General features: G+C 54.1%; 49 protein-coding genes. 40 read left to right on the top strand and 9 right to left on the bottom strand.

Going from position 1 to position 25,364, the window contains the following annotated elements; genetic code table 11:
- Nucleotides 1–53 precede the first annotated feature (53 nt).
- Nucleotides 54–524: a hypothetical protein gene (locus AC0KVN_RS03655; protein WP_483655772.1), complete on the top strand. Its 471-nt coding sequence runs from the start codon at nt 54–56 to the stop codon at nt 522–524.
- The gene (locus AC0KVN_RS03650) at nt 511–720 is read left to right on the top strand and encodes a type II toxin-antitoxin system prevent-host-death family antitoxin (protein WP_483655771.1); all 210 of its coding nucleotides are present in this window, start codon (nt 511–513) and stop codon (nt 718–720) included. The genes AC0KVN_RS03655 and AC0KVN_RS03650 overlap by 14 nt, the downstream gene beginning before the upstream one ends.
- Here AC0KVN_RS03650 and AC0KVN_RS03645 read toward each other — a convergent pair.
- Nucleotides 694–1,041, bottom strand: a complete 348-nt coding sequence (locus AC0KVN_RS03645) for a hypothetical protein (protein ID WP_483655770.1) — start codon at nt 1,039–1,041, stop codon at nt 694–696. The genes AC0KVN_RS03650 and AC0KVN_RS03645 overlap by 27 nt on opposite strands.
- Nucleotides 1,029–1,274, bottom strand: a complete 246-nt coding sequence (locus AC0KVN_RS03640; RefSeq protein WP_483655769.1) for a hypothetical protein — start codon at nt 1,272–1,274, stop codon at nt 1,029–1,031. The genes AC0KVN_RS03645 and AC0KVN_RS03640 overlap by 13 nt, the downstream gene beginning before the upstream one ends.
- Nucleotides 1,275–1,827: 553 nt before the next feature.
- Here AC0KVN_RS03640 and AC0KVN_RS03635 point away from each other — a divergent pair.
- The 3 genes from AC0KVN_RS03635 to AC0KVN_RS03625 are packed head-to-tail and all read left to right on the top strand — an operon-like array spanning nt 1,828 to nt 3,034.
- Entirely contained in the window at nt 1,828–2,436 is a 609-nt protein-coding gene (locus AC0KVN_RS03635; RefSeq protein WP_483655768.1) for a hypothetical protein, read from the top strand.
- Nucleotides 2,436–2,765 carry a DUF3307 domain-containing protein gene (locus AC0KVN_RS03630; protein WP_483655767.1) on the top strand — a complete coding sequence of 110 codons (330 nt, stop codon included), beginning with the start codon at nt 2,436–2,438 and terminating at the stop codon, nt 2,763–2,765. Before AC0KVN_RS03635 ends, AC0KVN_RS03630 begins: the two co-directional genes overlap by 1 nt.
- Complete coding sequence (locus AC0KVN_RS03625; RefSeq protein WP_483655766.1) at nt 2,762–3,034, top strand: hypothetical protein; 273 nt, start codon at nt 2,762–2,764, stop codon at nt 3,032–3,034. The genes AC0KVN_RS03630 and AC0KVN_RS03625 overlap by 4 nt, the downstream gene beginning before the upstream one ends.
- Nucleotides 3,035–3,201: 167 nt before the next feature.
- On the opposite strand, the gene AC0KVN_RS03620 is transcribed toward AC0KVN_RS03625, so the two are convergent.
- The 3 genes from AC0KVN_RS03620 to AC0KVN_RS03610 all read right to left on the bottom strand — a co-directional run bounded on the left by AC0KVN_RS03620 (nt 3,202) and on the right by AC0KVN_RS03610 (nt 5,297).
- Nucleotides 3,202–3,384 (bottom strand): hypothetical protein, encoded by a 183-nt coding sequence (locus AC0KVN_RS03620; RefSeq protein WP_483655765.1) that lies wholly within the window; start codon nt 3,382–3,384, stop codon nt 3,202–3,204.
- 177 nt (nt 3,385–3,561) lie between these two features.
- On the bottom strand, nt 3,562–4,572 hold the full coding sequence (locus AC0KVN_RS03615) for a glycosyltransferase family 4 protein (RefSeq protein WP_483655764.1): 1,011 nt from the start codon (nt 4,570–4,572) through the stop codon (nt 3,562–3,564).
- Complete coding sequence (locus AC0KVN_RS03610; protein ID WP_483655763.1) at nt 4,569–5,297, bottom strand: UDP-2,3-diacylglucosamine diphosphatase; 729 nt, start codon at nt 5,295–5,297, stop codon at nt 4,569–4,571. Before AC0KVN_RS03610 ends, AC0KVN_RS03615 begins: the two co-directional genes overlap by 4 nt.
- 117 nt (nt 5,298–5,414) lie before the next feature.
- Here AC0KVN_RS03610 and AC0KVN_RS03605 point away from each other — a divergent pair, with 117 nt between their 5' ends.
- Nucleotides 5,415–5,894, top strand: a complete 480-nt coding sequence (locus AC0KVN_RS03605) for a hypothetical protein (protein WP_483655762.1) — start codon at nt 5,415–5,417, stop codon at nt 5,892–5,894.
- Complete coding sequence (locus AC0KVN_RS03600; protein WP_483655761.1) at nt 5,887–7,047, top strand: hypothetical protein; 1,161 nt, start codon at nt 5,887–5,889, stop codon at nt 7,045–7,047. The genes AC0KVN_RS03605 and AC0KVN_RS03600 overlap by 8 nt, the downstream gene beginning before the upstream one ends.
- Here AC0KVN_RS03600 and AC0KVN_RS03595 read toward each other — a convergent pair whose 3' ends face one another.
- Nucleotides 7,048–7,395 carry a hypothetical protein gene (locus AC0KVN_RS03595; RefSeq protein WP_483655760.1) on the bottom strand — a complete coding sequence of 116 codons (348 nt, stop codon included), beginning with the start codon at nt 7,393–7,395 and terminating at the stop codon, nt 7,048–7,050. It abuts the gene before it with no gap.
- An 829-nt stretch (nt 7,396–8,224) separates the two neighbouring features.
- Here AC0KVN_RS03595 and AC0KVN_RS03590 point away from each other — a divergent pair.
- The 8 genes from AC0KVN_RS03590 to AC0KVN_RS03555 all read left to right on the top strand — a co-directional run bounded on the left by AC0KVN_RS03590 (nt 8,225) and on the right by AC0KVN_RS03555 (nt 12,850).
- A complete protein-coding gene (locus tag AC0KVN_RS03590) occupies nt 8,225–8,476 on the top strand; it encodes a hypothetical protein (protein ID WP_483655759.1) in 252 nt (83 codons plus the stop codon).
- Nucleotides 8,477–8,493: 17 nt separating this feature from the next.
- Entirely contained in the window at nt 8,494–8,919 is a 426-nt protein-coding gene (locus AC0KVN_RS03585) for a hypothetical protein (protein ID WP_483655758.1), read from the top strand.
- A 98-nt stretch (nt 8,920–9,017) separates the two neighbouring features.
- Complete coding sequence (locus AC0KVN_RS03580) at nt 9,018–9,422, top strand: hypothetical protein (protein WP_483655757.1); 405 nt, start codon at nt 9,018–9,020, stop codon at nt 9,420–9,422.
- Between the two features lie 244 nt (nt 9,423–9,666).
- Nucleotides 9,667–10,749: a hypothetical protein gene (locus AC0KVN_RS03575; protein WP_483655756.1), complete on the top strand. Its 1,083-nt coding sequence runs from the start codon at nt 9,667–9,669 to the stop codon at nt 10,747–10,749.
- 376 nt (nt 10,750–11,125) lie between these two features.
- Nucleotides 11,126–11,647, top strand: a complete 522-nt coding sequence (locus AC0KVN_RS03570; protein ID WP_483655755.1) for a hypothetical protein — start codon at nt 11,126–11,128, stop codon at nt 11,645–11,647.
- Nucleotides 11,637–11,981: a hypothetical protein gene (locus AC0KVN_RS03565; RefSeq protein WP_483655754.1), complete on the top strand. Its 345-nt coding sequence runs from the start codon at nt 11,637–11,639 to the stop codon at nt 11,979–11,981. Before AC0KVN_RS03570 ends, AC0KVN_RS03565 begins: the two co-directional genes overlap by 11 nt.
- A gap of 29 nt (nt 11,982–12,010) precedes the next feature.
- A complete protein-coding gene (locus AC0KVN_RS03560) occupies nt 12,011–12,394 on the top strand; it encodes a hypothetical protein (protein WP_483655753.1) in 384 nt (127 codons plus the stop codon).
- Nucleotides 12,395–12,406: 12 nt separating this feature from the next.
- Nucleotides 12,407–12,850: a hypothetical protein gene (locus AC0KVN_RS03555; RefSeq protein ID WP_483655752.1), complete on the top strand. Its 444-nt coding sequence runs from the start codon at nt 12,407–12,409 to the stop codon at nt 12,848–12,850.
- 48 nt (nt 12,851–12,898) lie between these two features.
- Here AC0KVN_RS03555 and AC0KVN_RS03550 read toward each other — a convergent pair whose 3' ends face one another.
- Nucleotides 12,899–13,969 carry a hypothetical protein gene (locus AC0KVN_RS03550; protein ID WP_483655751.1) on the bottom strand — a complete coding sequence of 357 codons (1,071 nt, stop codon included), beginning with the start codon at nt 13,967–13,969 and terminating at the stop codon, nt 12,899–12,901.
- 107 nt (nt 13,970–14,076) lie between these two features.
- Here AC0KVN_RS03550 and AC0KVN_RS03545 point away from each other — a divergent pair, with 107 nt between their 5' ends.
- The 10 genes from AC0KVN_RS03545 to AC0KVN_RS03500 all read left to right on the top strand — a co-directional run bounded on the left by AC0KVN_RS03545 (nt 14,077) and on the right by AC0KVN_RS03500 (nt 17,571).
- Nucleotides 14,077–14,274, top strand: coding sequence for a hypothetical protein (locus AC0KVN_RS03545; RefSeq protein WP_483655750.1), 198 nt, complete (start codon nt 14,077–14,079; stop codon nt 14,272–14,274).
- Nucleotides 14,274–14,441, top strand: coding sequence for a hypothetical protein (locus AC0KVN_RS03540; RefSeq protein ID WP_483655749.1), 168 nt, complete (start codon nt 14,274–14,276; stop codon nt 14,439–14,441). Before AC0KVN_RS03545 ends, AC0KVN_RS03540 begins: the two co-directional genes overlap by 1 nt.
- Nucleotides 14,438–14,776 carry a hypothetical protein gene (locus tag AC0KVN_RS03535; protein WP_483655748.1) on the top strand — a complete coding sequence of 113 codons (339 nt, stop codon included), beginning with the start codon at nt 14,438–14,440 and terminating at the stop codon, nt 14,774–14,776. The genes AC0KVN_RS03540 and AC0KVN_RS03535 overlap by 4 nt, the downstream gene beginning before the upstream one ends.
- Complete coding sequence (locus AC0KVN_RS03530; RefSeq protein ID WP_483655747.1) at nt 14,776–15,252, top strand: hypothetical protein; 477 nt, start codon at nt 14,776–14,778, stop codon at nt 15,250–15,252. The genes AC0KVN_RS03535 and AC0KVN_RS03530 overlap by 1 nt, the downstream gene beginning before the upstream one ends.
- Nucleotides 15,249–15,884: a hypothetical protein gene (locus AC0KVN_RS03525; protein ID WP_483655746.1), complete on the top strand. Its 636-nt coding sequence runs from the start codon at nt 15,249–15,251 to the stop codon at nt 15,882–15,884. Before AC0KVN_RS03530 ends, AC0KVN_RS03525 begins: the two co-directional genes overlap by 4 nt.
- A 49-nt stretch (nt 15,885–15,933) precedes the next feature.
- Entirely contained in the window at nt 15,934–16,257 is a 324-nt protein-coding gene (locus AC0KVN_RS03520) for a hypothetical protein (protein ID WP_483655745.1), read from the top strand.
- On the top strand, nt 16,254–16,625 hold the full coding sequence (locus AC0KVN_RS03515) for a hypothetical protein (protein ID WP_483655744.1): 372 nt from the start codon (nt 16,254–16,256) through the stop codon (nt 16,623–16,625). Before AC0KVN_RS03520 ends, AC0KVN_RS03515 begins: the two co-directional genes overlap by 4 nt.
- 3 nt (nt 16,626–16,628) lie before the next feature.
- On the top strand, nt 16,629–17,021 hold the full coding sequence (locus AC0KVN_RS03510) for a hypothetical protein (protein ID WP_483655743.1): 393 nt from the start codon (nt 16,629–16,631) through the stop codon (nt 17,019–17,021).
- Between the two features lie 65 nt (nt 17,022–17,086).
- Nucleotides 17,087–17,272: a hypothetical protein gene (locus AC0KVN_RS03505; RefSeq protein ID WP_483655742.1), complete on the top strand. Its 186-nt coding sequence runs from the start codon at nt 17,087–17,089 to the stop codon at nt 17,270–17,272.
- Nucleotides 17,272–17,571: a hypothetical protein gene (locus AC0KVN_RS03500; RefSeq protein WP_483655741.1), complete on the top strand. Its 300-nt coding sequence runs from the start codon at nt 17,272–17,274 to the stop codon at nt 17,569–17,571. The genes AC0KVN_RS03505 and AC0KVN_RS03500 overlap by 1 nt, the downstream gene beginning before the upstream one ends.
- 8 nt (nt 17,572–17,579) lie before the next feature.
- On the opposite strand, the gene AC0KVN_RS03495 is transcribed toward AC0KVN_RS03500, so the two are convergent.
- Nucleotides 17,580–18,239, bottom strand: a complete 660-nt coding sequence (locus tag AC0KVN_RS03495; RefSeq protein WP_483655740.1) for a hypothetical protein — start codon at nt 18,237–18,239, stop codon at nt 17,580–17,582.
- A 64-nt stretch (nt 18,240–18,303) separates the two neighbouring features.
- Between AC0KVN_RS03495 and AC0KVN_RS03490 the strand changes: the two genes are divergently transcribed.
- From AC0KVN_RS03490 to AC0KVN_RS03430, 13 genes are all read left to right on the top strand, one after another.
- On the top strand, nt 18,304–18,501 hold the full coding sequence (locus AC0KVN_RS03490) for a hypothetical protein (RefSeq protein WP_483655739.1): 198 nt from the start codon (nt 18,304–18,306) through the stop codon (nt 18,499–18,501).
- 41 nt (nt 18,502–18,542) lie between these two features.
- Nucleotides 18,543–18,986, top strand: coding sequence for an NUDIX hydrolase (locus AC0KVN_RS03485; protein ID WP_483655738.1), 444 nt, complete (start codon nt 18,543–18,545; stop codon nt 18,984–18,986).
- Nucleotides 18,987–19,047: 61 nt separating this feature from the next.
- Nucleotides 19,048–19,422 (top strand): hypothetical protein, encoded by a 375-nt coding sequence (locus AC0KVN_RS03480; protein ID WP_483655737.1) that lies wholly within the window; start codon nt 19,048–19,050, stop codon nt 19,420–19,422.
- 102 nt (nt 19,423–19,524) lie between these two features.
- Nucleotides 19,525–19,722, top strand: coding sequence for a hypothetical protein (locus AC0KVN_RS03475; protein ID WP_483655736.1), 198 nt, complete (start codon nt 19,525–19,527; stop codon nt 19,720–19,722).
- Nucleotides 19,719–19,916 carry a hypothetical protein gene (locus tag AC0KVN_RS03470; protein ID WP_483655735.1) on the top strand — a complete coding sequence of 66 codons (198 nt, stop codon included), beginning with the start codon at nt 19,719–19,721 and terminating at the stop codon, nt 19,914–19,916. Before AC0KVN_RS03475 ends, AC0KVN_RS03470 begins: the two co-directional genes overlap by 4 nt.
- Before the next feature lie 7 nt (nt 19,917–19,923).
- Nucleotides 19,924–20,367 (top strand): hypothetical protein, encoded by a 444-nt coding sequence (locus tag AC0KVN_RS03465; protein WP_483655734.1) that lies wholly within the window; start codon nt 19,924–19,926, stop codon nt 20,365–20,367.
- Nucleotides 20,364–20,837, top strand: a complete 474-nt coding sequence (locus AC0KVN_RS03460) for a Lar family restriction alleviation protein (RefSeq protein WP_483655733.1) — start codon at nt 20,364–20,366, stop codon at nt 20,835–20,837. The genes AC0KVN_RS03465 and AC0KVN_RS03460 overlap by 4 nt, the downstream gene beginning before the upstream one ends.
- Nucleotides 20,824–21,276, top strand: a complete 453-nt coding sequence (locus AC0KVN_RS03455) for an HNH endonuclease (RefSeq protein WP_483655732.1) — start codon at nt 20,824–20,826, stop codon at nt 21,274–21,276. Before AC0KVN_RS03460 ends, AC0KVN_RS03455 begins: the two co-directional genes overlap by 14 nt.
- Nucleotides 21,266–21,625, top strand: a complete 360-nt coding sequence (locus AC0KVN_RS03450; protein ID WP_483655731.1) for a hypothetical protein — start codon at nt 21,266–21,268, stop codon at nt 21,623–21,625. Before AC0KVN_RS03455 ends, AC0KVN_RS03450 begins: the two co-directional genes overlap by 11 nt.
- Nucleotides 21,626–21,638: 13 nt before the next feature.
- Nucleotides 21,639–22,733: a hypothetical protein gene (locus AC0KVN_RS03445; RefSeq protein ID WP_483655730.1), complete on the top strand. Its 1,095-nt coding sequence runs from the start codon at nt 21,639–21,641 to the stop codon at nt 22,731–22,733.
- Between the two features lie 10 nt (nt 22,734–22,743).
- Nucleotides 22,744–23,016: a hypothetical protein gene (locus tag AC0KVN_RS03440; protein WP_483655729.1), complete on the top strand. Its 273-nt coding sequence runs from the start codon at nt 22,744–22,746 to the stop codon at nt 23,014–23,016.
- A 57-nt stretch (nt 23,017–23,073) separates the two neighbouring features.
- The gene (locus AC0KVN_RS03435; RefSeq protein ID WP_483655728.1) at nt 23,074–23,490 is read left to right on the top strand and encodes a hypothetical protein; all 417 of its coding nucleotides are present in this window, start codon (nt 23,074–23,076) and stop codon (nt 23,488–23,490) included.
- Between the two features lie 71 nt (nt 23,491–23,561).
- Entirely contained in the window at nt 23,562–24,107 is a 546-nt protein-coding gene (locus AC0KVN_RS03430; protein ID WP_483655727.1) for a hypothetical protein, read from the top strand.
- Here the strand turns inward: AC0KVN_RS03430 and AC0KVN_RS03425 are convergent.
- Nucleotides 24,104–24,727: a hypothetical protein gene (locus AC0KVN_RS03425; protein ID WP_483655726.1), complete on the bottom strand. Its 624-nt coding sequence runs from the start codon at nt 24,725–24,727 to the stop codon at nt 24,104–24,106. The two genes, AC0KVN_RS03430 and AC0KVN_RS03425, sit on opposite strands and share 4 nt — an antisense overlap.
- Nucleotides 24,728–24,773: 46 nt before the next feature.
- Here AC0KVN_RS03425 and AC0KVN_RS03420 point away from each other — a divergent pair, with 46 nt between their 5' ends.
- Together AC0KVN_RS03420 and AC0KVN_RS03415 are read left to right on the top strand one after the other, a co-directional pair.
- Nucleotides 24,774–24,983 carry a hypothetical protein gene (locus AC0KVN_RS03420; RefSeq protein WP_483655725.1) on the top strand — a complete coding sequence of 70 codons (210 nt, stop codon included), beginning with the start codon at nt 24,774–24,776 and terminating at the stop codon, nt 24,981–24,983.
- On the top strand, nt 24,983–25,324 hold the full coding sequence (locus tag AC0KVN_RS03415) for a hypothetical protein (RefSeq protein ID WP_483655724.1): 342 nt from the start codon (nt 24,983–24,985) through the stop codon (nt 25,322–25,324). Before AC0KVN_RS03420 ends, AC0KVN_RS03415 begins: the two co-directional genes overlap by 1 nt.
- Nucleotides 25,325–25,364 lie beyond the last annotated feature (40 nt).

Here is a 25,364-nt window from a genome sequence, read left to right as displayed (position 1 = left end):
ATATTGAGATCGGGGAGTAGGTCTCAATATGATGGGTGTCATTGGAGATATCAATGACACCCATCACTCTTTCTGCAAGCATGCGAGAGCGGCGCTTTTACCGCAGTCTCAACATCGAAGCGGCCGAAGCTCACTATAATGCCCGATATGTGGGCGAGTTTCCCGGCAAGACCAAGCACGGCTGGACGGGCGATAGCCCCGTAGCAGTGTTCTATGTCGCTGAGCCCAAGGCTCCCTACACGAACAATTACCTCTGCCTCTATCTCTGTCCCATTCGGCAGGCGACGTTCGTGTCCGATGCCGATTATGTCAAAGGGCAGGTATTCAGTGGCCTGCGGCAGTCCGACGGTGTGATCTACTCGACCTACCGCCATGATCATCGAAGCGGTGAGAAGGGTGTGTTCGTCGACGGAGGCTGGGACTATTTCCGTTGCGGATATCCAGATCGCGCGGTGGTAGAACAGGTTCGAATGACGATCGTCGACGGCCAGATCATGGAACTGGATGCTGATGAGCATCCTTGATGGCGTGCGACGCGTGAGTTTCACGCATGCGAAACGCCATTTCGAACGACTGGTTGATGAAGTGGCTGAAACCGGTGAACCAATCGTGGTCACATACCGGCGGAAGGATCATCTAGTGATCCTTCCGCTGGCAACGATGGCGGACATGGTCAGGCAGCAAACCCTGCTGTCAGTCGAGATAGTCGCCGATGAATAGCCCTGCATCAACCGGGATATCACGTTCGGACAACGGAACGGTCATGGGTTCGCCAGCACCGGTCCCCAGATCGACCAGCCACGCCTCGACTGCTTTGTCATAGACGGACTTCAGATCGATGACATTGTGCGCCAAGGCGGTCAATGTGTCGGGCTCGATTGGAACTGCGCACACGGGCCAATCCAGCGTTTCGTGGTCGGGCGCATATAGGCTGCCGCCTATGAACCTCCGACCACACTCACCACGAAGCAGCATGACCTGAGGGCCGTCGTAATAGACGACATCACGATCATATGTGAACTGCACGATCAGTTCACCCAATAGCGACGAACTTGGCAGATGTAGCCATAGGGCGTGCGGCTGGCACATTCCTGAAGCGCCCGGCGGCAGGCGTAATCAAGATTGTAATGGTTCCATACGCCTATGGCATAAGGGCTTGTCGCTTCGCAGGTAAAAGTACCCGCAAACGGTTGGGCTTTCGATGGAGCGGCGCTGATCATCATGCTCGATCCAATAAGAGCCATAATACTCGTCCACAATGCAATTTTCTTCACTTCAAATCTCCTCTATAGAATGCGAGAAGATTATCAGATCGAAGGTTCAAAACTCAATTTTGATGTCTGATGCATCAGAATGACACGATAATGCGCAATTCACGCAAAAATGTATATTGCGGCGCACAAAGGAACGCGTTAGACCAAAGCCTAACAGCCGCCGAACGGTCCATCACCGTTTTCCGTCGCGGGCGGCGGCTGGGTTGTGGTCAGGCTTCCCGCTCCCATAACCGACCCGATGAGACCGGTCTGGACTAACCCTTCGCTTCCGGTCTCATCGGGTCCTTTACCAGATAATGTGCTCCGGCCGCTCCTCTGCCTTTCAACCCGTCGGGTGGTTCCCACTGGATGGCACGCGCACCGGGCCTGTCACCTCAGGTCTAACCAATTTGAGGGCGCGCGTGACGGGGCGCTGGGATCGGCCAGCAGGCAGGGCGAAACACCTACGGGGATAAGGTCGCCACCGATCATTTTAATTTCGACATCGTGAGTATGGCTTCAGTAAAATGATGGCGGCCTTAGTGCCTTTATTATTTTATTAGGTGATTATTTGATGTTGTATGTTTCTATCGAGAAAATTGAGCCAGAAATTTGTCTTTATTCCAATGCAATGGGCGTTCGGCGTGACTTCATGTTTGGTGTAAAATGGCCGCACGCACTCAAAATTGATGGCTATAAATACGAATATAGCTGTGAAACCGTGGCAGGAAACGTGACTGAAACCGGCTGGAAAAAGCCAGCAGCAGGTGACGATATTGCAGATAAAGTATGGCTTTCGCATGTCGCAACTGATGATGGCATCAACGCCAAGGGTAAGTTGATTGTCCGGGCGTATCAGAAACTCCAAGGAGAAAATGGCGAAGCCATTTACCTGATGTCATCTCCCGCTGTCGTCGATTTCGATGACGACGATTTACCGAGCGCCGACGGATTTCGGAACGAATCCGACAATGAATTCGTCGACATTTCGTCCGAAGCCTCCCGAACCTACAATTTCGGTCAGAAGGGCTTCGTCAAGGTCAACAAGCCGCTCAAGCTAAGCGTGAGCGCCTCTGGTGGTCATCGCATTTTCACCGCTGACGGGAATTCTCATTATATCCCATCGGGCTGGATTCAACTGTCGTGGATCGCCAAGGATGGCGAACCCCATTTCGTGAAGTGATGACCATGCTGGAAATTTTCTTCTGGCTGCTGTTCGCTCATGCCTTGGCAGATTTCCCGCTTCAGGGGTCGTATATAGCTGCTGCCAAGAATGGCGCGCAGCCGGTCCCTGACACGCCATGGTGGTATATCATGGGCGTCCATAGCCTAATCCACGCCGGGATGGTCATGATGATCACCGGTATGTGGTTTTTGGCCGTGGCCGAGTTCGTCTGCCACTACATCATCGACGACATGAAGTGTCGGGGGCGCTTTGGTTACCTGACCGATCAGGTGCTTCATATCGAGTGCAAACTGGCGTGGGCCATCGTCGCGACGGTGATAGTATGAAAAAGCTCACTACCGAATGCCCGATTTGCGCGCATCTGCAAGAAGAGTTCGTGGATGAGAAAACCACCGTGGTTTGCGAAGAATGCCGTTGGCCGTTCGAGCTATACGAAGACGGTCGTATTGCACCATCGGCGCTCGCCCATGTGCGTGGGGACGTCTGGTATGTTGATCTCCAGCGCGTCGTGTTTGGTCAATATGGTGGTCGCCGAACCTGCAACACCTTATCGATGTTGACCAACAATCCTTATTCGGATTACGGGTCTGCCTGACGATCTGTGATAGCTAGGGGTCTATCCCCGAAAAGAAATTGGGTTCGACTCCCAACCGGGCGGGACCGGGAGCGGTGCTTTCCTGCAAATTGGAATATGCGGGTTCGAATCCCGTCAGTTCGTTCGGACGTGCCTTGGGGGCGACATGCTCCCAAGGCACCAGTCCATCAATTGTTTGGCGTTTTCACCAGATAGAGCGGCGGGTCCTGATCATTGTCCGCATGTGGCAGAGGTGGGACGGCCAAAACCGCCATCAACTCCCGTTCCAGTTCCTCAAATGTGACGCTGAAACGCAGCGACGAATCCCATACACGTTCAGCAGCTTGGCGTGCTCGTTTGTTAACAGTCATATCTGTTCTCCTTTCGTTCCCCTGAGCTAGAAAGGAGAATCCAACATTGCAACGGCAAAAATTGGACCTACCAACTCTGCGAGTTCCCTCCCCAAGGAATCGCCTAGCCCCACCGGCTGTGGACCTAAGCGGCGCGGGGCTATAGGGGCGTGATCTATGTCACGCCCATACGTATTTTTACCCATTCATCCGGAATGACCTTGGGACCAGATTTGCGACAAATTGGTCAGTCGCATTGTCCCATGTGAACTGGGTTCCCCGTCGGGCGACATCCATCCGATCGAGGAGGAGCGCCGCCTCGATCGCTTTACCCAGATCATCATCCATAGCCCCGCTTTCCGGCGTCAGGATATCGATTGGACCCTGCACGGGATAGGCGGCAACCGGCGTGCCGCAGGCCATAGCCTCGATGTTCACGAGACCAAATGTGTCAGTTTTCGATGGGAACACGAACACATGCGCCGAACGATAGAAATCGGCCAGTTCGCGGCCCTCCTTCTTACCCATGAACAGGGCGTTGGGGTATCGGCGTTCATATTCCCGGAGCATCGGACCATCGCCCACGATCACCTTGATGCCCGGAACATCCAGATCGAGAAATGCCTCGATGTTCTTTTCCTTCGACACCCGGCCGACATAGAGCATGTTGGGCTCGAAGTCGGGATCATATGGGGTAAGCTCAGGAGTGAAGTTGGACATATCGACGCCACGGCTCCAGCGCACGATCCGGTCAAAACCCTTATCACGTAAAAGTCCCTCGACCGTTGGCGTTGCCACCATGATGGCCGCAGAGGCGCTGTGGAAGCGTTTCAGCACCCGATAGGTGATCCACTCCGGAAGACCATAATGACGCTTCAGATAGCCGGGAAAATCGGTGTGGTAGGACGTGGTGAAAGCCCAGCCGAGCTTTCGGCATATTTTGCGTGCTGCCCAGCCTACGCGTCCCTCTGTGGCGATGTGGATATATTCAGGGTCGAATGCCAGCATTTGCTCGCGCAGCCCCTTGGTGCTCGTCGCAAGACGGATTTCATTGTAGCCCGGCGTAGGCGCGGATGGGAAACCATCCACCGTTATCATTTCGACTTTGAGGCCGCGCGCTCGGAGAGTTTCGACCGTGGTCGACAGCGTGCGGACCACGCCGTTGATCTGGCGAGCGCTGGTGTCGCTGATGATGAGGATACGGCTCAAGCGACGTTCCTCACATAGATGCGGCCGTCATGTTCCTCGACCAGCGCAGTGCAACTTTCGACGAAGTCACCGCAATTGAGGTAACGGACATTGCTGATGAATTTGTCGTCGGCCGAGTGGATGTGGCCACACACCACACCATCATATCCGCGCTCTGCGACACTCTTGGCCACGGCGGTTTCATAGTCACCAATGAAGTTGACCGCGCCCTTGACCTTCTTTTTGGCGAATGCCGACAGGGACCAGTAACCGAGGCCGAATTTGCGGCGAACCCAATTCACATAGGCGTTGGATTTGAGGAGAGCGTTGTAGCCAATGTCACCAAGCCACGCGAGCCAGCGAGCATATTTCATCACCTGATCGAACTCGTCGCCATGCGTGACGAAATAGGTCTTCCCGTTGACACCAGAGTGGACCGCGTCTCTAACCACTTCAATGTCGCCGACTGTGAAGGGGATAAAGTGGCGAATGGTCTCATCGTGGTTCCCCACCACGTAGATAACGCGCGTCTTCTTCGAAATCGCAATGACACGTTTGAGCAGGTTGAGGTGTGATTTAGGAAAGTAAATCTTGCGCTTCAACGCCCAAAGATCGATAATGTCGCCCACAAGGTAAAGCGTATCGGCAGTGTTTTCCTTCAAGAACCGGTCCAATGTTTCGGCTTGGCATCCGAAAGACCCGATGTGGGTGTCGGAAATCCATATCGTGCGATATTTGTTTGACATGAATTATTTAATATCGGATTGGTTTGCGCCAATGCGATATTAATGTTTGTGTCACATATCGACGTCGGTAGAATTTCGCCTTCGATAAATATGAACATGCGCCATTGGATAAAATTGATGGAGACCACACAAGGAACGCCCTTGGAAGCTCTTCCTGCCGCCGCGAAATCCGACATTCTCGATGTGATGATAGGACCCCACGGTCCTTCCGCATTTCGCGACTTCTGGGAGACCCGATATGGGAGTGCCTCCTTCACCGATGGCTATATCGCCGAGTTCCTGTTCGGTTCACCGAACCTCCACGAGGTCGTTCGTTTCGTCGAGACCATGTTGGCAATTCCATTGGTCGAAATCGACCTGTCCGAACTGGACGTGACCAATCGGGCCGCCAGCGATGCTGTGGTGCGTTCTTATAGCCAGCGAACGACGAAGGCACCGGAAATCATCATCCGACGCCACGAAGGAAAATGGGTGTTGGTGGAAGGCGGGCATCGCACGAAAGCAGCCATCATTCGCGGCGACCACACGATTAGAGCTTACGATGTAACTCAGCTATTTGATCTGACTGAAGAGGGTTGGTGTGATTTGGATGCGTGATTTCATCGACATGATTGTCGAAATGTCGACCCCGAACGATCCATCCACAATTGTCGCCGCGCTGCGCGATCAATGGGTTGCTGAACAGAACCTCACTCCCGCTGAAATCAACAACGGTCAGTGTTTCGATTTCGCAGATGCACTTGAGAGTGAGGCACCAAACGTCTTTCAGAGTCTCGAAATCGGCAATTTCTATCGCTATGACGGCGAATATAATGATGAGCCCGTCGGGTTTGATGAGGCCCTGATCGCCAAACATTGGCCGAACATGAAGCCGTGGCCCGGCCTGACGTGGGACCAGATGTTCAACGACGCCGAATTGAGTTGGCCGGGTATCCACGGTTGGGCCTATTGCAAGACCAACGGCAAAAGCTACGATATCGTCAACACAGATGGGGTTCTGAACCCGTTTGACCTAGCCTTCTTCAAACCATATCGTGATGACGTGCAGATCACTGAAATGGCTCAGCCGAGTGACGCCATGCGCAACCAGACATTTTATCACGGCACCAGAAGCAAAGAGGCTGCGGCATCGATCTGGAAGAACGGTCTCGACCCCCAGTATACGGACGTCAAATATGGTGATCGCAAACCCACGGCCCGGCCGGTCGATCAGCGCGTATATCTCTCCGCAGACGTTGCCTATGCCACGGTCTATGCGATCGGGGGCAGCTATCTCGGTCATGATATCGTCAAACCCGGCGATGATCCAAAAGCCAGCGGCTACGTCTTCGTGTTCGATGGCAACGATCTGGGCGATGTCCAGCCTGACGAGGACAGCGTCGGCGAAATGATCGCGGTCTATTGGAACCGCGCATCGTCCTATTACGCCAATGAACCGAAATATGCCGAGATCATCGCGTCTTCGGTCGTCGGAGGTCTGGCGTATCAGGCTGAGCGGATGATGGGGGAGACCACCATCCGCCGCGCCAAGGACGGCAACTATACCGACTGGATCAAAATCGGGAAGAAAATGCTCAAGCATATGTCCGATGCGCAGAAGCACGAGTTCATCCGCTTGGGTGCCCATGTCGCCAATCAGGGCAAGATCGTTCCTCGCCAGATGTGGGAAATCCCACTCAAGAAGGTCAAGCTGCTGGCCAAAGATGGAAGCAACTTCTTTGAAGTGGCGAGGTTGAGAAATGAACGCTGATCAGTCGCGACCGATCGTGTAATCGACCGGGCCGTAATCTGGTAGGGCATCACCCTCTTCCTCCATCGGTGCGGTCTTCAACCATTCCCCCAGATAATCGAAGAGCCAATGTGCGATGTGGCCGCTCTCATGCGGATCATAGCCTCTCTCCATAGCGGCGGTGATCAGCATATACCCGGAACGAGGGTCGCACATGAATTGATCCTCATACTCGTCGAACTCCTTAGAGACGATGAGCTTGATGCCGCGATGATACTCGGGGCTGGTTTTATCGACCGCCTCAAACCAAGCCTCTTCCTCTTCATCGGTCATCCCCACATGGGAGAGGGGGTAGGGGTCAGGGACCATTTGAAAGTCGGATCATTGGACCGGATGAGGCCCCATTCACCCTTCTTCCAATCATTCCCATCTCGGCGCGCACGCTTGAGATACCAGCCGGGGAGGGGTTCGCCGAAGCCAACGGCGTTGGTGGTGCATTGTTCACACATGAAATGGTCTCGCTAAATGATGACCAGCCCTATCGTTTTCGCCAGTGTCTGTCCATAATTGCGATCGGGACACCCCATCTGGTAAATATCATTGATGAAGAGCGCGAGACATGCAGGGAACGCCAACCTCAAAGGGCGAAAGACTATGGTGGCAAAGTGCCAGTGCTGCACATTCGTCAACTACCGAGAGGATGAATTGCGTCGAACGCACGAAAAAGAAATGCGAGATGGGTGAAAATAATTATGGACGGGCTTTTCGCGCCTACCGTATAAATAAAGAACATCACGGCTACGGTCGCGGGAAGGACAAGACGGTTCGTCACCGGGTTCATATCCCGGCAATCTGGTAGGTTCGAGCACTACTCCCGCAACCCTAGCCGTGATGTGAACTCTGGCTGCCGACATACGGGCAGCCAGCAGCGGGACCAAAAGAGTTTGAGAGCGCGACCTCTCGGGCTTTTCATGGCAACCTGTGTAGGACCGTTACGGCCATGGGCTTTCAGCCCTGTTGGTGTTAGGTGCAGTTACGTCGCAGGTCACTGTCATGATAGGTCCCGCTTAATGAACCCTACCCAAGGGGTGGCCGACAGGGTTGGAAGGATCGGCTCTTCGTTCAGCAGCGGACTTGATCCGCGTCCCGGACCGCAGGACAGGTACGCCTCTCCTGCGGCCATTTTCAGGAACTGGATTTGACGAATACATTCTACATCATGCTGGCCTATTTCGCGATCGGTGTGCCTTGGTGCATGTGGCGAGAGGCAGGCTGGCTCATTATGGTGACCGATAGCCGTAATGTCGGTAAGGCAACATTTATGGCTCTTCCGGGTCTTGTCTTGATGTGGCTGTTGTGGCCGATCTGCAATACCGTAACCTTCTGTTGGTTCATACTGGCTCAAATCGTTGGGGTAAAGCTTCACGACCGGGAAATGCGAGATCGCTGACGCTGCCTAAATAGGTCATGCGTAATTTCATCGACATGGTAGACCTCAACGAAGCAGTAATCGAGGGCATCCGCTTTTCCCGCCCGAACCCGACCGCCAGCACTCTCCTCCTTTTGGCACAACAGAGCCGGGATCAGCGGCTGAGAGGCATATTTGACAACAATGGCCTGCTCATCTGGTGGGACGCCTATGATGCCACCCACGATCAGGCTGCCGCTTTGCTGGGGATAGACTATGGATATAGCGGTTATCGCAAGCGCGCCTTCGCGACATTCCGGGAAGACGGTTATCTCCTCATCGATCACGATCATGAGGATTATACGCCGTTCCTTCGACCGCTGGCCGAGAGCGCCGCACGCTCACACGAATATGATTTCCTCTTCACGGCATGGCGCGGGACATGGTCGCCTACCGATTTCCTCGAACAGTTGGATGAACTGTAATGCGCGATATGATCAGCATGACTGATCGCGTAGGATAGCGTTATTGACTGTGCATAACCTGATGACGTAACGCTCCAGCAGATTTGATGGAGCGCTATATGAACCACACAGTTTACCAGATCAGCGAGCTATACCGTCTTCAACCGCGCTGGGCGATGTTGCATGGAAGCTTCCGCTCAGGTCTGTTCCGGTTCCAGCGTAAATGCAAGATCGACGCCGATCCTTTGAAGTGCAAATATGAATATGCAATCACTCTGCCCGGTCATGGTGAATTTGAACTGTGGAACGGGTTCCATGGCGTTGTTTTCGAAAATGCCACAGGGACGTGGAACTACGATGGCCCGTGGAATGACGCAGCAACAGCAGCGCTTAATGCTCTTTACGATCAGGCGCGCAATAGACCGATACGGTCGCACGACGAAAGCGTGGCGGCGCGCGATGAGCGCCAACGCGATTATATCGCGCTGAAGGCATACTTCGAGAAAGCCGTAGCTAGCGGTTGATCCTCAAATGGAATGAGCACATGGGTAGAAATCGTGACACCAAAATGCAAGCCACAAGAGGGAAGGGCTGGTGCATATGCGATCGGGCCGTCGTCTCTCACTATGAGAAATGCCCAAATTGCGGGCGCAGGAATGGCGTAAGACGCTACAAGCATCTTGCGCCCGATTACGATTTTGAAGAATAGTCTTCGGCCTATGCGCATTTATATTGAGGTGAACGATACGGCTTCGATACATTCCCCATATGAGCATTTTTGAAGCCCCGCAGTATATTCCTGCCGAAATCATTTCCGAGCTTGAAAGCAAATTTGGTAGCCTCGACTTCACCAACTATGGGACGATCGATGATGAGACGTCCAGTCGTAAGCTCGACTATCGTCTGGTCGAAGAACTCGATCCTTCCGTAAGCGGCATGATGGTGGCCATGAGCACAAACATACTGTCCGATACATGGAAAGAATTGACGAAGGCGCATAGCGGAGAGAAACTTAGGTTATGTGTGGTAAGGTTGCTGAATGAGGATTTCGACAAGCAGCATTCGTTTTCTGGCCAAATTCGTGATATCACAAATAGCTTCATTTCTTACATGAAGTTAAGGGATTACGTTCTCCTGACCCGTGACGGTGTAATTTCTACACCACTTGTATTCAATCAGGTGACGTCGGACTACGTCGTCGCAATGGTGTCGCGACTTCGGGCGATCATGCTCGATAGCAAGGAAACGTCATTTGGTAGGCTTGCTCTTTTGCTCAAAAAGAAAGCTCATCTTTTTACTAGAGAAGAGTATGTAACGATGCGCTCTGGTATGTTTGAGTGGCGATCAAGCGAAGTGGAATGGCGAAACGAATTTCGCGCTCATATAGAAAACGGGAACGACGAATGTTTCTGCACAGGCGCATGGGAATTCGCGAAAAGAGCCCATGAAGACTTCGATAAAATGATCGAGGATGCGGGTGGCATGCCTACAGGTAGTCGGGAGGAGTGCGTTCCTGATAAATTCTGGGCATCATTGCATAATGATATAGAAAGATATTTCAGAGATTTTGTTGTTATCGCAAATAACGAGTACGCTCATAAAACATTCGATTGGGTGATTGGTGAAAAAGGTGTTATCACATTCGAGTTAATAGAACGCTGCATTACCTCTCTGATTAAAGTGTATGTCCTGTTGGAAAACCTATTTTCGGAGAGAAATTCCGGTGTCGTAGCACTAAGGTGCTTAGTAAAGGATGTAGAGGATCATTTCGACATAAGTGACGAAATTAAAGCCACAATTGTTGCAAACGATCGGGCGAGGGTCGCGCGTATTCTGGGTGTCGCTAAATGAAATGCTCGACCTGCGGCCGAACCACCACCGCCACACCCGTCGAACCATACGATTATGGTCTCGACTGTGGCGGAGATTGCTTCGGATGCGCCGAGGTTATGGCGGGCAACGCTGTGTTCGCATGGTGCCCGGCCCATGATTCCGAATGTGTCGTGCCGATCGAGCACGGGCAGTGGACGCATTTGTGTTCGCCCCACCAGTGCATCGAGAAGCAGGATATCGGGTTGCTGATCCGGTGTCATGAAGTTGCACTCGCCGCTCTAAATCGCTGCCGGATACAGACATGTGGCACGAGCGATCTCCCGCACTTTCAGAGAATGCTTGGTATCGACGAAACTAATTGAATTCCGATCGGCTGCTCATTCAGGGTCTGCATATGAGACACGCAATCACCTATCACTCTCTCGACTCTACCGTCGTGACCCAGTTCCACGTCCATGACTGGATGAGCGAGGACGCCTTCGCGTTCACCGACGAGGAATGGACGCGCCTGAAAAACTCAGCACGACCGCTCCCAGAGGCAGGCGATCTACCCGGAGACGTTTTGCGGCGGCTCACCGCTGGACTGCAACCAGATTCCGAAGATCATTGGTCTCTGCATCCGTGGATACGGCCTCCCCGGTACCCGCATCATGTGGCGGTCCGGTGCCGCGACGATTTCCAGATCGCCCATTTTCGGCATCTCTATCTGCCCGGTGAACTGGAAACCATGGTGTTTCATATTGAACCCGAAACCGACTACGATATCGGAATGACATTCCGGTGTGGGGCTATCCACGAGAACCCTTTCAAACCCTATCCGACCCGGTTGGTATACCTGATCGACTTCATCGTCGGCTTTCCACATCGTGAAGTAGCGGACCGGTTCCGGGAGGCGATCGCAGACAATGGCAACTGATATCGTCGTCTGGGACTATGAGACCGGTACATGGCTGCCTCCTATGCGTCTCTCCCGTGGCCAGTTGCCCATGGTTGGTAGCTATGTGTATGAGCGATCGCTAGATGGCTTTGTGCGATCGTGGGACGTGCGCGCGGTCACTGGTCGCACCGTTCTCCATGTGACCAGATCGTTGTATTTCTATCGGCAACATATGCTCGACCCCGATCATGTCGCCGAGTGCGAGAAGGAGAGGGCGATCATTGACGCCCTTGGTGGCGATAGCTGCCCCATTCCTCTGGAATCGATCTATACGGATTTACATATTAAGATCGAAGCGCTACCAAAAGACTGATTTTATAGCTCAATTTGATGAGGACCAATATGACCGCTCACCTGCTGACCATCCCCAACCGTCACTCCACCGAATGTGGTGACCCTGCGATCGACATCGAGGGGAAGTTCGTCAGCTATTTCACGAGCCGCAATCGTGACCAGTGGGTCTTCGTCGGTGATTATGGGACGATGCAGGTCAAACTCTATGGCGGTGACGTGGGCTGGGATCAAGTCGTGGAACTCTCCGCAGATCAGATGATCTCACCCTATATGCATTCCGAGGATGAGCTTTTCTGGCTCATGTCGTGCTGGATGTCCTTCCGCCGGATCACGTCGGAAGAATTTTACCGCGACTTCGACGTTCACCACGCAGCGTGGCAACGTGGCATGGAAGCCAGAATGAAAGCCATCTGGGAAAGCACTGCAATCTGAGGGGAGGCACCAATGAGCATTTTGACGGCAATCGATCGCGCGTTCCGTGTCTCGGTGGAGCGCAATGAGCCTCTGATTTTTTGGGCGGTAGACCTCCATGGAGTGGTCTTTCGCTCGAACTATCAGCAGGGCGGCTACATGTTCACGGATGGCAGCGCCATTGAGGCGTTGCGGAAAATCTCGTCACTGCCTGATCATCGGCTGATCCTGTGGTCGTCCTGTCACCCTGAGGAATATCAGGCGATCATCGATTTTCTCGCCGAGTATGATATCGCGGTTGATTACTTCAACGAGAACCCAGAGATCGCCAACACCGCGTCGGGGAATTTCGAGAAGAAATTCTATTTCAGCATTCTGCTCGACGACAAAGCGGGTTTCGATCCGGAGAAGGACTGGCAATCGATCATCGACTATATCAATGGTTCGATGGCTAGGACGAGAGGCGCGCTTGCCTGAGTGCGCCTTTCGATCGGAGCGCTATAGACTTGCGCTCCGATCGGGCGACTAGCCGATGCTGCGCTGTCCGCCCTTGGTATAATCGCCGTTGCGGACGGCCTCCCACCAATCGATCCCGCCGTTGATCATGTCCATTTCGCGGCCGGGGTGATACCACCAACCGGTCTCGATATCGGGGTCCCCGGCACGAGTGGCGGCGCGAATTTCGTCGAGAAAATCCCACGTCCATAGTTCGATAGCCGCGCCGGGATTGCTTCTCTGCTCAAGCTGCGGATTGTAGAACAGATAGTTCCCGTTGATGTCGCGGGTGATGAAGGCGTCGGTCTCGAACCAGTCGTGGTGGAGTGTGCCATTGGGGTGGCGATCGAGATACTGGCGAGCTTGTTCCGGGGTCATTTCGTCGGCGTGGTCGCCCTCGATATACTGACCCTCTGGTTTGTCGGTGCGATCGAAAAGCGTCGGACCAGACGCCCGATAATCGGCGGGAGTCATCGGGCGAGGCCGGTCTGCTTCGGTGATCAACGTGGGGTAGAATTCCCGCATAAAGGCGATGACTTCCGATCCTCTCAAATTTGCCACCACTTCTAGGTCGGAAGCCGAAATCCATTCATTGCGTTCGATTCCAAACGGTTCGATTGAAGATTGTGTGTCATCATCAAAGGCATAGAGATTGGTCTCATAAAATTTATGAGCTTTCCCGCGAACGTCCCATACCGTGGAGTAGGGGCCGTTGTTGAGCCCATCTTCGCCAACGTAAAAAATTTCGTCCGCATAATCATCGGCGTTGACGAGAGCGAGATGGGCGTGTTCCAACACAGTCTGTTGTGACGCCACTCCTACGGAGTTTCCAGAAGAACGCTGAGATTTGATGTTAACCCACGTCGGCTCATCTGATAACCAGACGATAGGGACAGCTTTCTCTAAATGCTGCTCAACGTCGACGTCATTATCAAATGCACTATTTGCAACTTCGCGGACCCATGGACCATCGTTCGAGGGGATTAGTCCGTAGCGACCGATGTCCTCTGCATCACTGGATAGACCACTGTGAAACAACACTTTGTGCCCGGAACGCATTATTGCGCGAGCTTTGGTCAGTTCATCGTGGGTGGTTTCCATGATGGGGGCCTTACAGGCGTCGATCCAATTTCGCATCTGCTATTTATACCGTTGACGCCTTCTCATCATTGGTAGTATGGAGCGGTCGTTCGATAGAGAGATTTCAGATGCAGATTGAGCATGACCTTCAGCAGCTTCGCGGCGACCTCGCCATCGCGCTCATGGCTATGATGAATGCGATGCCGCTTCATGCCGTGCCCACGCAGAAAGAGCGGGAACAGTCGATCGTGCAGGTTCCGGGCGATGTGTTGCAGCGCATTCTCTTCTATGCCGGTGACAAGCTCACGCAAGACGGAGTCTTTTGATGTTCAGCATCCTTGGTATCATGACGCTCCTCGTGGTCGGCGCGATCATCGGAATGATCCGTTTCCGCAACCAGACCTATTTCGATCATCCGGTTCCGCAGCCCGTTGAGGCGCGGGAGGATAATGTGATTTACCTCAATCGCCCCCACAGCGAGGAACGCGCATGAGCAATCCGTTGAGCCCCACGGCGGCCGATCGCGCCGTCTATATCAAGCTTGGCCTTAACAAGGTGGCGTCCAATCAGGATGTCATTGATGGTCATTTGGATCATCACCAAGAAATGCGGCTCCTCGCGTTGCACCGCGTCACGGCAATGTCGGAAGCCCAACAGTCGCTCAACGGCGACGTGGAGGTTGCGGAACTGTGGGATGAACTCGACCAAGCCTGTCGCATGGTGGAAACATCCCTTCCCTCGACCCTTTCCGAACGCGTCGCCCGTCTGAGTGAAGTGCGGCAGCGCATGGGCACTCTTATCAACCTTCGACTGACGGGACGTTCCTGATGACCACTACCATCCACAGCCGCGCACGCATCGTTCTCAATGGGGTCCTTGGTCGCCTGCTCATGGCGAAGCTCGATGATCCGGTTGCTGTCACCGACGCCATGGTGGCGTTTGCCGAGAATGAGACTGAACAGATGCGCGAGGCCCTGAACAAGGTCTATCGTCGCAGCACGCCTCATATCGAGGACACCGATCAGGATCGGGTGCGTGATCTCTATCATATCCACAGTGCCGCCGCCGCTGCGTTGGGGCTGGAAAAGAAGCCTTTCCAGAAGGGCACGTCTCAGCCGGTGGCCGAGGACACCGATGATATGGAGGCCGCTGCTGATGCGATCATCGAGCAGATGGCGCGCATCATTAGCCCCATCGACTGGGGAGCCAAGGATGAAGGGGCGGATATGGCCCTGATCGGCCTGTCGGTAGAGCCATCGTTGGAGAAGGCTCGCACGATCTTCGGCATGAAAGTGTTGAAGTGACAATCGAACCCGGTCGTCGTCATCGCGCATTCTGGCTCTATCGTCCGCTGCTGAACTGGCAGGACGTCTACCGTTGGGCTATCGAGGCCGGGGCGATCTATATGGTCAAACCGGAGGAACTCCACGCGACTCTCGTAACAGTCCGGACGTGCGCCGACTGGTCGCTGCTGGAGCGTCTTCATGACGATGTGGTCGAAGTCGACGCCGGTGAAAAGCCCATGGCGCATCTGGGCAAGCGTGCGCATGGTATGACATTCGACCACGATGCGCTTCACGCGCGTTGGATGAGCATCGCGGCTTTGATGCCCGTCGATCATCCCGAGGGGTTCACCGGTCATGTCACGTTGGCGCGTGGACGCTATTTTCGCCAGCCTTCCCGACCCTATGATGGCAAGCTGATTTTTGGCCCAGAAGTCATCGCGCCATTAAACTGGAACTTCACTCCTCCTGATGGCGGGCCAATCAATCGCCGGGCCATTCGAGAGGCGATTGGGCTGCCACCCGGCGATATCCGCTCTATCCTTCAGCACGAGCTTGACACCCATCCAGTGGCCAATTCGCGTGATCGGAGAAGGCAGGCCAGCTTGATGAAGCAGATTGAAAATCTGGACCGTCGCGCAATGGCGGCTTGAATTGGTCATAAAAAGTGGTATAGTCGCATTCGAATTGAAAGGGACGATCATGGCTACCCCGAAAATGCTTCACAATATGCGCGTCAGCAGATTCAGCTATGATGTCGAAATGGGCATGCTCTCGCTGGTGACGAAGCTGATCGAAGATCATGACGCCCTGACGGCGGTAGGCTGGAGCAATCTGCACTTTGATCTCGGTGAAGAGGATCAGTATTCCGATTATCGTTCCGTCCTTCTTCTGGGCTCCCGTATGGAGACCATTGAAGAGGCTGAAAGACGCGAACGCGTCGAGCGCGAAAGGTTGGCTGAACGTGAAAAGCGCGATCGCGCCGAATATGAGCGTCTGAACGCCCTGTTCGGCCAATCATCGTGATCACCCGCGACGAGAAGACCGGTTGGGTGGAGAGCGACGGCGAACCACGCTGGCGTGCCACCACAGCGGCCTTCGATCGGGTTAGCGGTGCAGACATATACTGGACCAACGGCACTCGCGCACGCCCGGTCTACGTCGCGCATCTTGCCAATGGCACCGCGATCGCGGTTCTGCGCAAATATCTCTCCCATGGGCACTGGAGCGTCAACATGGAGGGTTTCGAGTTCTGGCAGGACATCCGCGTCATGAACCGCGAAATGTGGGCCGGGCCGATGGGCTTCGACACGCTGCTCGATGCCCGGCGCTTCACGCTCAATATGCTGAAGCAGTTGGGCGCAACCGTTCACAATAAAAGACCGAAAGGGTAGGCCATGCCGATCTATCATGAGATGCTGACTTCGCAAATCGAAGCCATCGGTATGATCAACTACATGGCAAAAAGCTGGACGCGCATCAATCGCGTGACCGACGCTATGTTTGTTGGTTTCATTCCGATCACCGGCACGTTTAACAATTGGGGGACCGAGATCGGCGGGGTTCCTTGCGCGGCCGTGCATGTGATGAAATGCACTGATCTCTTCGGGGATGACGAAAACGAAACAGCAGAATTGGTGGCGGATAAGCCGTGGATGCTGCTGTTCTACGGATCGGACAACGCGTCCTACTTCATGCGTTTCACCAGCCGTGATAATGCGTTTGAGTTCCTGAATGAGAATGCCTCGGTTCAGTGGGACGCAGATGGCATGATGTATTACAATAGCTGACGGATAATATTGCCTCCGACGGTTCGGCTGATCCATGGTTGTCCTCCATTTGAAGGAACCATGCGATGAACAAATTCAGAACCCCACAGCTTCAGGAAACAATTGACGGGCTGCGCATGCGCGCACGAGCCGTTCATCTGGCCTGTGACGAAACGGTGGCAGCGGACCTCGCCGCCGCGCTTACCGATGCGGCCGACAGCCTTGAAGATGCACAGCGCTATTACTATGCAGTAGAGGGTGCGCTCATCTGATGTCCGGGACCGAAACAGCATTGGAGCGGCTGGCGAGGATCGTCCCCAACGAAGACGGCTATGCTGCTTCGGTCATGGAGGTCTACCAGTTCGAGCCCAAGGGTCAGTTTTGGGACGATCTCGCGTCGATCACTGGCGGGCAAACTCATTACGAGGTGAGTGGTGCCAAAAATGGCCACACCTTTGAACCGCTCCGTTTCTCGCCAAGGGACCGGAACAGGGCGATCGAGTTTGCGCAGAACGCCCGGTTCGTCGTGACCGAGCATATCAAGCGCGTCATCGGGGATTTCTCCGCATGAAGAGTTCATCACTCATCTAAACGGCTATTGAATGTGAACACGCGGATACCAGTGCCACGATGCCTGCCAACAATTTTATACGCTATCCGTCCGCCGCGCTTCTTATCACCATGACAGATGTGTTCGACCTCATATCCATAAAACGCTTGGATATGCATCACCATAGGTTGAACTGGGCTCTTCCGGTTGGTTTCCCTGCAATATTCCTGCGCGGTGACGCCCTGTGATCTAATCATCAGCAACATAGCATCCCGCATGGCCGATCCCTTTTTTGGTCGCTTACGCGGTGGTCTAACTGAGCTAGCCATTACGCCGTCGCCCAGCGTCACTTTTTGCTTTTCGATCCGAGGGGTTGGGGATGAATTGAACGTAAAAGCGCGATATCGGCCACCACGGTATTTTCCGACTATTTTATAGGCCACAATGCCCCGGCGACTAGCAGATGAGTTGGCCAGATGATGGATTTCATAGCCATGAATATTCCGAAATATCTCCATCATCGCGTTGAGATCAGTATGGCGAGAGCCTGCACCTATAGCAGCGGCAGCCTCGAATGAGGTAAGGCCTTCTGGTCGTAGCAACAGGCTTAGGACCATTCTGAGCCGACTGCCTTTTCGGGGAAGTTTCTTTTTTCGGGTGATCCCGATCAATGGTTTACGGTTCGACATTATCAAATGGCTTTCATAAAATCCGGTTGGCTATGTCGCCTAACAACACAGAAATCAAGGCGTTATGGAGATCGGAAATTTATCTCAAGCAGAGAGAAGTCGGTTGCTGGCAGGCCGCATCGATTGGCGTGATGCCGACTGGCAGGATCATTGCGGCGATCCCGACTGTGAGTTCTGTCACGGCGAAATACCCATGGGCAATCCAAATTTAATGACAGCAGAAGATCGCAACATCCGGGCGGAATTAATTCGACTTGATTAAGAGCAGGCTCGTATCGTGCGCGTGTAATTTGAGAGCACGATATGAGCGAAGTTATTCATTATGTAGCCGGAATGCTGTTCAACCGTTCCGGGACTTTTACCGCGATCATCCGGAAGCAAAAGCCTGCATGGCAGGCTGGTCGTCTCAACGCAATCGGCGGTAAGATTGAGCCGGGCGAAGACCCGGTGACCGCAATGCATCGGGAGTTTCTGGAGGAGACCGGCGTCGATATACCTGCTGAGCAGTGGGAGCATGTCGCCATTCTCACCGGCGAAAATTTCGTCTGTCACTTCTTCGGCGCGACGTCAGACGCGCTCTGGGGGGTCCGCACGATGGAGGAGGAGGAAGTGGGGGTGATGCGTATCGACCGACTGCTGCTCAGTGAGTTCGCAATCCCCAATCTGCGCTTCCTCATCCCACTCGCACTGGATCGATCCGGTATCACCAAACCGGTGATGCTCTACGATGGTATTCCGAACCCCTGAGGGTTGAATTGTCACTCAAGTACCCCTAATGCAACGGGGTATTTGAGAAAGGCATTTGACGATGGAAAATAGTAACGCCCGTGTCCCGAAATCATTTCGTTACTGGTTCCGCCTCGCGCGGATCAAGCAATGGCGGGAATTCGGTCTCCATCGTCGTGAGATGACCAAATATCATCATCTCGTAGGTTATTCACGCGCTCCTCGTTTTGCCGCAGGAACGGTCGATGGTCGGCGACACTTTCGCGTCCTGCCCCATTGTGATCTGATGGAAATCTGCGACGGCAATTTCGATCGTTGGGCCAATTCGGTAGGGGCAGAAGTCCCCATGCCGAAGACCGAAGCTGAATTCCACGTTGCGATCGAAACACTTCTCCGCGAAAGTGCAGCCAAGGTAGCTGAACAAAAGCGCAGCGCCGACCTCCGCGCACAGGGCTGACGAAGAAAAATATAGCTCTGAGATGACCCGTGCTGTTACGGCTTATCTCAGAGCCGATCTTCCGGCTCGATTTGATCAAGATATTTGAGCAGGAGAATTGATATGGCTGCGTGGGATGGCTTTTTGCCGGAAACCTCTGCGGTGCGACAGCGAACCGCTCCGGCTGGGCCGCCAGTTTCCGATCGCATCGAGAAAGTGACGTTCTCTGACTGTCACGAGGGCAACCAAGAACGTAATATCTATCTGGCTTCGATAGCAATTTCGCTCAAGCGGATCGCCGATAGTCTCGAACGCAAATGAGCGACGCTGAAATTGATTTCGCAGAAGACGCATTGTTCGACGCAATAGCCGACGATGCCGAAGACGCTGCATTTCACGCATGGGGCGCGCCCGGTCGACCGATCCACCGCCCCAACCCGCATCCAGATGGCTCGGAACATGCTGCGGCATGGGAGCGGGCCTTCTGGCAGGCTTACGCCCGCCATAATCACTGAGGACCGCATGAGCGACAATATTTCCGAAGCGGTAGCCCGCATGTTCAAAATCTACGACGAAATCCCCGGCGTGGCCATCGGATGGCGCGCGGTAATGGACAACCGGTTGGCCTACTCTGAGATCGGCGAAGAGGCGATGGCCATCCTCGACCAGTTCCGCTCGTCTGTGACCACCGGCGTGGCGGCTGCGGCGGGTCCAAAGATGACCGAAATAGGCGGCAACGGGCCTCTAACGGTCGACGAAGCCTATATGCTGACCGGATGCACCTATATCCCAGTCGCAGATCGTCGGCGGTTGGCTGACTACATCAGTCTCGTCCCAAAACTGGCTCAAGCCGTTGTCGAATTGAGCCGGGCGGTCAACGATCGAGATGGGCTGAGCGATCATTCGGAAATTATGGTGGATCGTGCCGAAGAAATCTTGGCTCAGTCGGTTACGCGCTTCACATGAGTGAATTGACCTTCACTGAGCGCGAATACGATTTCCCCCAGCCAACGTTGGACCCATGTCCATTCTGCGCCGGGCCTGCCTATCTCGCGACATATCATGATGGCTTGTGGTTCGTTGAATGCAATGCCTGTGGTGCATCTGGCCTATCAGTTGACGATAAGGATGAGGCGATCGCGCGCTGGCAGAAGCGACAGCACAAGGTATGCGATCATGCCATGCGACTGAAGCTCGACCAGCGCATTCATAACCAGCGGGTGGCACTGCGGGAAAACTGGATGATCACCGAGCAGCGGAGCCATTTCCGGAACCGCAGCAACCGACAGGTGAGCCGTGATCTCGTGCGTCTCATGGACGAAGTGGGGATCGAGCGCGATTCCGGATCGGGAGGCCAATGGTCGTTCTGGTATCGCTTCAAAATGTTCAAAGAAAAGTGCCTTGCGGCGCTGGCGGGTGTAAATGAGCAATCGTAACGTCCCCCGCGATGAACGCGAATATCTCCGCCATCTTCGCGACGTCCACGCACGCAATCAAGGCGGCCTTTGCTATTTCTGCGACGTGGTAATGACACCGGCTGACGTGCCTGATCCCAAGCCGGGCACTACGGTGACGATCGAGCATCTGAAACCGCGCAAGAAGGGTGGGGGCAGCAGTTACCTCAACACGGCCGCGAGTTGCCTCGACTGCAACAGTAAGCGCTCCCGCATGGCTTATGCCAAGGGACGGGACGTGCCCAAAATGAAAGTCATGGCCGCCAAACCGATGGTCACCGCAGCCTACGTGGCCACGAGCGAGCCAGACGTCCTCGTGCTGATGAACATCCAGCGCATGCGGAATGATGAAATGATGATGACGATCCGCCACGCGGCTGGTGGTTCGTTCGACCTGAAGGGACTTTGTGATGTCAAGTGAACTGGCCGTATGCGCCTGCGGGCGGCTGGCAGTATGGGAATATGTCCCGGCCGACGGTCTGGGTGAGTATTGCGACGAGTGCGTCCCTCGTGGCTGCTCATGTAATGTAATCGACTATGAAGATGAAAGCCCGGACGCAGAGCAGCATCGCGACGAGCATGGTCGCTTAGTTCCGTGCGTTGAATATGAATTCTGGGAGGACGGCTTTAAGCCGACCGATCCAGAGGATATCCGGGCTTATGCGCGGCGATCGCACCAGCGTCTGTTCGAAACTGGTTACTTCAAGGATCAGTCGTTCGAGGAAAGCCTTGAGCGCATGCTGAAGAGGGCATTCGCTCCACGGGCATAAATAAGCCATGCGCATGTCCGACATCCTTGCTGAAAAGGCCGCCAACACCATCACGCTTTATCGCGGCGACACGACCAAAATCGATCAGTTCGATATCTCGAAAACCGATCGGGACGCACTTTTTGGGCAGGGCATCTATCTGACCAGCGATGCCACGGTAGCGCGCGATTATTCTTTTGCGCGCACCTATGGCATGCAGTCACACAACGCGGACGAACCACATGAGAGTCAGAAGGGTGCGATCGCTGATTATCTCCAGCATATCATCCGGAAAGAATTGGGCTGGGTCGGCGAGAAAGAGGACATTGTTTCTGACTTTCGCAGCCGGGCATGGCAGATCGACCGTGGTGATAACTATGATCGGGACATAGCTGCGCTCAAGCAGGAAATGATGGATGCTCTGCTCGCGGCTTACAAAGAAAAGCTGAAACAGGCGAAAGCGATCTACAAAACCAACGCCAAGGATTTCGTCTTTGTCAAATCGACGCTTGGCCAGTGGAAAATACTCAAGCGAAGCGAATGGAAGGGGGCGATAACCCACTTCGATGTTCCGGTCGCTTATGTGAAGCGCTGCCTAAATGGTGAAGCGCCTCTGTCCAATGCCGCGATCAAAATGCTTACGCAGGTGATCAACGATATGACTGGGGAGGGGACGCGCTATCAACTACCGGGGTGGATCGACTTTCGTGACAATGACAACAAAGGAACGTCGTTCAAGGACTGGTTGTCCCTCTATCGGAAGGAAGGGGTCCGTTATAGCTGGCAGGGCAACACCGTCGGAGGTGACGGGACCAACCCCACACTCGATCATATCATGAACGGAACCCTGAGCGGCTATCATATCCGCAAGGACGCATCCGATGCTCTTATCGCAGGCTTCCAGCGGTTGGGCTATGTCGGTGTCGAATATGCCGGTGGTGCTCGCGTTGGTGGTCATAACCGTGGCGGTGGCGGATGGGCGCATCGTGCATTTGTATTTTGGGATGGTGACTTCATCAACCAGTGCATGGTCAAGGCCGAAGATGCCAGCGTGGATGATGTCGAGCCCACACCGTTCAAAGGGTTGACCCCGCAGAAAATGATGAAGAATTTCAGAGATAAACCGTAAGGAATTTACGTTGAGCAACGAAGACAACCATCATGGCCGCATGCGAGAGATCATCAGCGAGGTGAATGAATTCATTGCCGCCCGTGATTTCGATGGGCTTGATGAATTGGTCGCCTCGCATGACGTGGCCGAGAGCAATCATTACGAACTCCTCGCCATGGCACGCTCAACCTATCCGGTGCATATCAAGCTGCCGTCGTGGCGAGAGTTTGTCGAGCGGGCTCGTGAGCAACTTGATATGCGCGGGTTGAACGCAAATCTGCTGCTCAAAGGCCTCATCTAAATATTGCTATCCCCGTCGCCGCTTCGTTAGCTCGAAGAAGATTTGATTGGAGATCATATGACCATCGCTATTGTAAAGGCCGTGCGCAACAGTGACGGCAGCCTGAAGCCATTGGTGGAAGGTGAAGTCGTTGATGCCTATTCGTTCAATGGCTCGCTCTTTGGGAGCAAAGAAGAAGCGATGGAAGAAGAGCTTCTCAGTGTCGCACTAGGAGGGATCGAAGAAGACCTCCCAAAAGTGCTCGACGCTGGCGGTCTCAATCTTAGCGCCTTCAACGAAGGCATTCAGGCTTATAGCGATTGGGAATTCCAAGACCGGATCGTCACCGACATCGTCGATAGTGTGAAACATGCACTCACATACCGCAATTACGATACTTCCGCTCTTGATCGTCTGATTAACGCCCTGACGGTTATTCGCGATGTACACAAGCAGCGGAGTCGCCGGAACCGCACCAGCACACCCTACGTATAATTCTTCGATAGCTGAAGTCGACTACCTGCGTTATGATCGACGCCAAACAGGCAGGAAAGGTAATAAACTGAATGCTCAACGCCCGGCTTTTTGCCATTTTCTGTGTCACGATGCTTGCTGCGTGCAACGACGCCCCGGCCACGTCCACAACTCCGAAGGTCACCATCAGGGATGCGACTAAAGAGAAAATCGTCTTTCCGGGAGAGGGACCGAAGGCTGCGCCCGTCCGGTTCACGCAACCTGCTGAGCAGGCCACGCCCGTAGACGAGAAACAGCCCGGTCTCGAAATCCAGCCCATTACAATGAGCGATAAAGACTGGGCTCAGGGCGGCTATAACTGCATCGTCATCGATCCGGCAATCAACAAGGTCATCCTCTACACTGAGGGGAGGGCGGTCATGCGGATAAACGGCAGAGCAGTGATGCTGGAGCAGGGGTCGGGCGATAGTGCATACTCGTTCATGGGCGAACACGGAACGCCACTGGTCGTCCTCGACGATGTGGGTAAGCCCGCCCGGACGGTCGAGTATGAAACGACTGAACAGCCACGCCATCTCACCCTTATCTCGGAGGGTGTGCGGACCGGCGTGGATGTCATCCTGCGTTGTGAGACCTAGCGCACGCGGCGGATAATCTGGATGTGGGCAGGGTCATCAATCACAACGCTGATCCATGCTCCATCCGGATTGCTATCGGTGAAGCGGATGCTGTGATAGCCCCATGAGAACACCTCGCCGAGGATGTCATCCTGAAGGCGGCCGTTCATGTCATATTCGTAGACCTTGCCATCGGTGAACAGGTGTAGCGCATACTGACGGGCTACCTGTTCGCGCACCCGAATGAACTCTGCATCCTCGTCGACGTACCACATAGCCTCATCCAAGGTCATGTCAGGATCGCTTGATGCATCTAGGATGCGCTGCGCAGCCGCATGCTTGGCATCCATGAGCGTCTCATCGCTCTCGATCGCGTCATAGAAGCGATCTGCGAACACTTCTGCCAGACGCGCATTCAGCTTCCAGCCTTCGTCAGCAGTGATATCGGCCTGCGGTCCCATCGCGCGGCACTCATAAACGATCGGGCCATAATAGGCGGCCGTGTCGAAGTCAGGCGACGTGTATATGTGCTGGGCAGTTCGAGCCTTGGATAGATCAAACGCGTCAAATTCCTCCCGCGTCCCGTGGTAGAGAATTTCGTCGACGAGTTCGCTTTCGAACAATTTGATCCAGTTGCGCATGTGCTTATTTATTGAGAACCAAGAATGGTGTTGCCTAGATTGCTGTATGATTATTGAACCTGAACATATGGATTGGGTGGTCGAAAAAGTCGCCCGTGCGATCTGCGCATCCAATGGAGTTGACCCCGATACCGACGTAAAACCGGGCGATCTATATCAGCCGGAATGGCAATTCTATACCGAAGATGCCACGGCGGCGATCAATGCGTATCTTTCATGCGCCGCCAAGCTGATGGATTGGGGATTGGCAGGCTGATGATCGATCCGACCATACTTGCGACATTCGAGGGCTATATCGATGACTATCCGGAACCCGAAGGTGATGAGATATTCTTCGATGCGGTGCTGAAGCAGACCAGCGGCCTGACCGAATGGGATGACGACCAAATCTACATGTCGGCTCCCCTGACGTTGTTCAACGAGGAAGACCGTAGACGGCTGGATAATGCGACCCGGCGCGGAGCGCTATTCACCATGACGGTGGCCGCCGAGAGTGTCGTGTGCAAACTCCACCCTCCCATGACTGAAGCGGAAATCGTCGAATCGAGAGCGGCTAGTCAGCGTTTGGTCGAACTGATTGAGGAACTCAAAGAATAGGCTTGCGCTATCATAAAAAGTGGTATAGATGCTTTTGTCA

The sequence above is a fragment of the Sphingobium sp. SG1 genome (genome assembly GCF_057063145.1).
This window is presented reverse-complemented; position numbering and strand designations above follow the sequence as displayed.